The organism is Shigella sp. FC1967, from assembly GCF_001743005.1.
Lineage (GTDB): Bacteria > Pseudomonadota > Gammaproteobacteria > Enterobacterales > Enterobacteriaceae > Proteus.
In genome coordinates this window covers 1-4511 of the sequence record NZ_MIIZ01000696.1, presented here as the reverse complement: position 1 = coordinate 4511, position 4511 = coordinate 1, and the positions used below count along the sequence as shown (strand labels likewise).

The 4511-nt window shown below is 36.7% G+C and carries 7 protein-coding genes and 1 pseudogene; 3 read left to right on the top strand and 5 right to left on the bottom strand.

Going from position 1 to position 4511, the window contains the following annotated elements:
• Positions 1-215 precede the first annotated feature (215 nt).
• The 3 genes from BHE89_RS25520 to BHE89_RS10135 all read left to right on the top strand — a co-directional run bounded on the left by BHE89_RS25520 (position 216) and on the right by BHE89_RS10135 (position 1959).
• Positions 216-746, top strand: coding sequence for a phosphatidylinositol kinase (locus BHE89_RS25520; protein WP_286146053.1), 531 nt, complete (start codon positions 216-218; stop codon positions 744-746).
• On the top strand, positions 709-1590 hold the full coding sequence (locus tag BHE89_RS25515; protein ID WP_286146052.1) for a HipA domain-containing protein: 882 nt from the start codon (positions 709-711) through the stop codon (positions 1588-1590). Before BHE89_RS25520 ends, BHE89_RS25515 begins: the two co-directional genes overlap by 38 nt.
• Positions 1591-1665: 75 nt before the next feature.
• Positions 1666-1959, top strand: coding sequence for a helix-turn-helix transcriptional regulator (locus BHE89_RS10135; RefSeq protein ID WP_286146051.1), 294 nt, complete (start codon positions 1666-1668; stop codon positions 1957-1959).
• 128 nt (positions 1960-2087) lie between these two features.
• Here the strand turns inward: BHE89_RS10135 and hycI are convergent, their stop codons facing one another.
• From hycI to hycE, 5 genes and pseudogenes are all read right to left on the bottom strand, one after another.
• Positions 2088-2588 (bottom strand): hydrogenase maturation peptidase HycI, encoded by a 501-nt coding sequence (gene hycI / locus BHE89_RS10130; RefSeq protein WP_069369749.1) that lies wholly within the window; start codon positions 2586-2588, stop codon positions 2088-2090.
• Positions 2585-2998: a formate hydrogenlyase maturation HycH family protein gene (locus BHE89_RS10125; protein WP_069369750.1), complete on the bottom strand. Its 414-nt coding sequence runs from the start codon at positions 2996-2998 to the stop codon at positions 2585-2587. Before BHE89_RS10125 ends, hycI begins: the two co-directional genes overlap by 4 nt.
• Complete coding sequence (locus tag BHE89_RS10120) at positions 2991-3773, bottom strand: NADH-quinone oxidoreductase subunit B family protein (RefSeq protein ID WP_069369751.1); 783 nt, start codon at positions 3771-3773, stop codon at positions 2991-2993. Before BHE89_RS10120 ends, BHE89_RS10125 begins: the two co-directional genes overlap by 8 nt.
• Positions 3770-4324 carry a hydrogenase 4 subunit H gene (gene hyfH / locus BHE89_RS10115; RefSeq protein WP_069369752.1) on the bottom strand — a complete coding sequence of 185 codons (555 nt, stop codon included), beginning with the start codon at positions 4322-4324 and terminating at the stop codon, positions 3770-3772. Before hyfH ends, BHE89_RS10120 begins: the two co-directional genes overlap by 4 nt.
• Before the next feature lie 11 nt (positions 4325-4335).
• Positions 4336-4511: pseudogene (hycE, locus tag BHE89_RS10110) on the bottom strand (hydrogenase large subunit); the annotation flags it as partial.

The window sequence follows — 4511 nt, the reverse complement described above, 5'->3', positions numbered from 1 at the left end:
TATAGTTAACTTCTGGAATACTCGATGAAGGAAAGGTTAAGCAAACGTTATTCTTTAAAACAGATAACTAAAAGGAAAACTTAAAGGTTAGAGAGAAAAAATAGATGTTATTAGCAATAGGCAAACTTTATAATGAGTAATATAAGTTACACAAATCGTTTTTTTATGATTTAATGAGTAAAATATCACTCATTATTTTTTACGAGGTAGTGAATATGGAAAAAATAACATTACAAGCATTTATCGCTCAAGAGTGGAAAGATATCGCTATTATTCATTTTCCTGAGCATGATCGCGCATTATATGCAAGTAAGTATGATATTACCTACCCAATCACTGAACTAGAGTATGAAACAAATTATTCAGTGGACTACCTTTATCAGGATGATAACTACGCTGTTTCTATTAACCATCCTGTTTCGCTTTATTTTGATGATAATGGCTCTCCTGGTTGGCTTAAATTTTTAGATGATATTATGCCTAGCGGTGCAAGTCGAAGGTATTGGGTCCAATATCTTGACATTGCAAATCTGACTATAGAGCAACAAAATTATGAATTATTTTATCATGGTACTATTTCACCTATTGGTAATTTACGTGTAAAAGAATCATTACCAGCACCGTCCAGTTTAAACAAGGATCTTGTTTTTACTATTGATGATGTCAAAAATAGAGCCAGTGACTTTCTAGATTACGCACAACGTAAAGGTGCAGCAGCGGGGGGGCGCAACGGGTGCTGGAGGTGAAGCACCGAAATTATTATTAAGATGCAGTAAAAATGAAGAAGTTTGGATTGATACTTATCAAGATGATGTATCTAATCTCGATAAATATTACTTAGTGAAATTTCCAAGAGGAAATCGTTCAAGTATAGATTGTGATATTTTAAGAACAGAATATCATTTTTATCATGAACTGACTGCAATGGGTTTTAATACTATTTCCATTGAGGGTATGCGTCTAGAAGAAGGAAATAATTATCCTTCTTTATGGCTTCCTCGCTTTGATATCAAAAGAGAAGATCATAAAATTATTCGCCTAGCAATGGAATCTGTCTATTCCATGCTAAATAAGGCACCAGGTACAACGCTATATCATGAAACAGTCATCAGAGAATTAATTGATAAAATTAGTCAAAGTAATATGGTTACCCAATTTGGTTTTCAATTTGATACAAGTGATTTTATTATTGAATGGGTAAGGCGAGATTTATTAAATATTATTTTTGGTAATAGCGATAATCATGGACGAAATACTTCTTTTATAAGATATAACAACGCAATTTATCTCGCACCTATTTATGATTTTGCACCAATGAAAGCTGACCCAGAGGGGATTGCCAGAACAACAAAATGGAATTCACAAAGTGAAATAGGTGGCGAATACAGTTTTATTAATATTGCAAATTCTTTATCTGATTTAATCCCACAAGAACAGCTACTGAACGCGCTAAAAGAAACTGCACTACAACTTATTACATTAAAAGAAAGATTAGAAATAAGAGGTGTACCAACCCAAATACTCACAATGCCTTCATTTGGTTTTGATTTTATATCTAATAAGCTCGAACGTTGGGGGTTGTTATCATGAATGATGTAAACCATAAAAGCCCAATCAGTAAAATCCCTGTCAGAGTATCCAAAAAAATGCCCATCTGTAGCAACAGTGGATAGAAAAGAACTCATCAACCAAACGATGTTTCAATTGTTATTTGGCGAAATAAGCCAAGGAGAGGCATTAAAAATATTAAGAATCAAAGTATTAGGTTTAAATCAAGAGCGCTATGCAAAGCTTATTCATATATCACGTAAAACGCTATCAGAAATAGAAAATGGCAAAGGTAATTACTCTGCTGATATAATTAACAAAGCATTTAAACCATTTGGGTTAAAAATTGGACTGATCCCTTATTCCCCCCATGTTTTGCTTTCATTACTTAAAGATCATATCAATGAGTAATATAAGTTACACAAATCGTTTTTTTTATAATCAATGACACTGATATTACTCATTAACAAAAAACATCCGCAAAGCGGATGTTTTAGTTTTTATTTATATTAATAATATATTGGATACTTGTTATACTTTTATTCTTCAATTTCTTCTTCATCGCAGACTTCAAGTGCTGGAAAGTAATCGACTCGCCAAGACTTGATCCCTTGATACACCTCATCAACGGCATTTTTTACCGCGTCAGTCATTGGATAATAAAAACCGACCAAATCAGGTTGGATCCCTAAGAAAGTGATATCTGGAATATCATCTTTTAATTGATCGATAAGAAAATTCAACGGCATATTATGAGTGCTCATAATAAACATTTCAGCGATATAGTCGGGATCTATCACCCTAATCTCACCAGGATTTAAACCAATATCGGCGGCATCAACAATGACAACACATTGAGGTTGTAATTCTCTTACTTGATAAGAGACATTTTCAGGCGCACTCCCGCCGTTGATAACAATCCATCCATCAATGGGATTTGCTTCCATTAACTCAGCAAGTAGAGGGCCAGCACCATCATCACCCATCATGCTGTTACCAACCGTTAATACCACTTTAGGTGTTGTCATTGCTTTACTCATGGTTTTCTCTTCACAATCAAATAAATAGCAGGTTCTGCGTGGATCTCACCGAGCAATTTAATCAGCGTTTGACTCCACTCACTAAAAACAGGATCGTCATTTTTGATAATCGGATCAAAGGCTAACGCTAATAAGTGAGTATGCTCAGAGTTAATATTGATTTCACCAAACGTCAACAATCCTTGCATTTTGCGTTTAGCTTCACCTTCAGGCAATAAATCAATCCATGCTTTATATTTTTCTAAAGGACAGATTAGCTCTGTTTTTAAACAATCAATCATACCCACGTGGTGACCAATCGCGAGCGAATAGTACATCACCTGTTGCGCTTGCTCTGGAATATCATCATCGCTATCAACAAACTTTTGTCTTAATGACCAAAAGTAAACTTTAGCGTCGTCATCAGGCATAGATGCCCCCTTGGCTTAATGAGTAAACTAGACGTTTTACAATCTCGGATAAACGAGGATCATTCGCTTGTCGTAGCCATTCATCAACACGTCCACTGACTTCTTGAAGCGTGGCACCTTCTAATAATGTGAGGAAGTGATCACTGATTTGTCTTCCTTGATAATAACCCGCAAGACGACGAGCTTCACGCTCAATCATCACCCGAGCATCTAAAGGAATAGAAGGCAAAATAAGGGATGCTTTTTCATTCTCTACTTCAATGTGTGATTCACCTTTTAATTTTTGATCTAACAAACCCAAAGCAACAGCAAATCCATAAATCGTCGCTGCTGGTGTTGGAGGACAACCAGGGATCCACACATCAATAGGAACGATAGATTCACTCCCTCCCCATACACAATAAAGATCGTGGAAAATACCGCCGCCACAACCACAAGCGCCATAAGAGATACAAATTTTTGGATCTGGCGCTGATTCATAAGCACGTAACGCAGGTACGCGCATCTGGCGCGTTACTGCGCCAGTGAACAATAAAATATCAGCGTGACGAGGCGAGGCTACCACTTTGATACCAAAACGTTCTGCATCAAAAACAGGGGTAATTGCGGAGAAAATTTCAATCTCACAACCGTTACAACCACCACAGTCAACACGATAAACATAAGCTGAACGTTGAATATCTTTCAACAATGTCTGTTTTAGCTTTTTAACTTGATCATCAAGAGTGATAGGCTGGCTAACATGATGATTAATGGGAATTTCTGGTAGACTCATTTTATTGTACTCCCAATTTCGCCCATACTAATATTTTCACGACCATCAGATAATAAGTTATGTTTACGCTTACATTCAGGGCAAGTTTCAAATTGTGGGCGCATCGCTTCTACAGTTTGCTCATCCCAGCCCGATTGCACTAAGAGTTCCATCGCATATTCAACTGATTTTCTAGGCGTAAAGGGTTGATGGCATTCACGGCAATTCAATAATTTAAATGTTCCTTTAATATAAAGATCTGACTTTTTAGTCACTGCCGTTTCAAACATATCGGATAAAACAATCGCTCTTGTTGGACAAACTTCTTCACAACGGCCGCAATAAATACAGCGACCAATGAATAATTGCCAATGACGCTCGCCTGTTTCCAAATTCGTTTCCATGGTTAATGCATTCGCAGGACATGCAGCAGTGCAAGCACCACACACAATACATTGCTGTGCATCATATTCAGGCTTACCTCTGAAACCATCAGGTAAATCCAGAGGTTTAAACGGATATTTGGTCGTTGCTTCGCCTGTTTTGATTATGGTTTTAAACAATTTTAACATCGTTCATTCCCTCACTTGAGCGGCGAATTTTTACGTTCGATGCTGTAACGTTCAATTTTCTTTGTAAGAAACTGTTTTAGATTTACGTTTTTTTCACATCGACGAGCGTTACCCTGTCAGTACAGGAATAACAAGGATCAAGACTACCGATAATTAACGGTGCATCAGAGACAGTATTCCCTTGCAA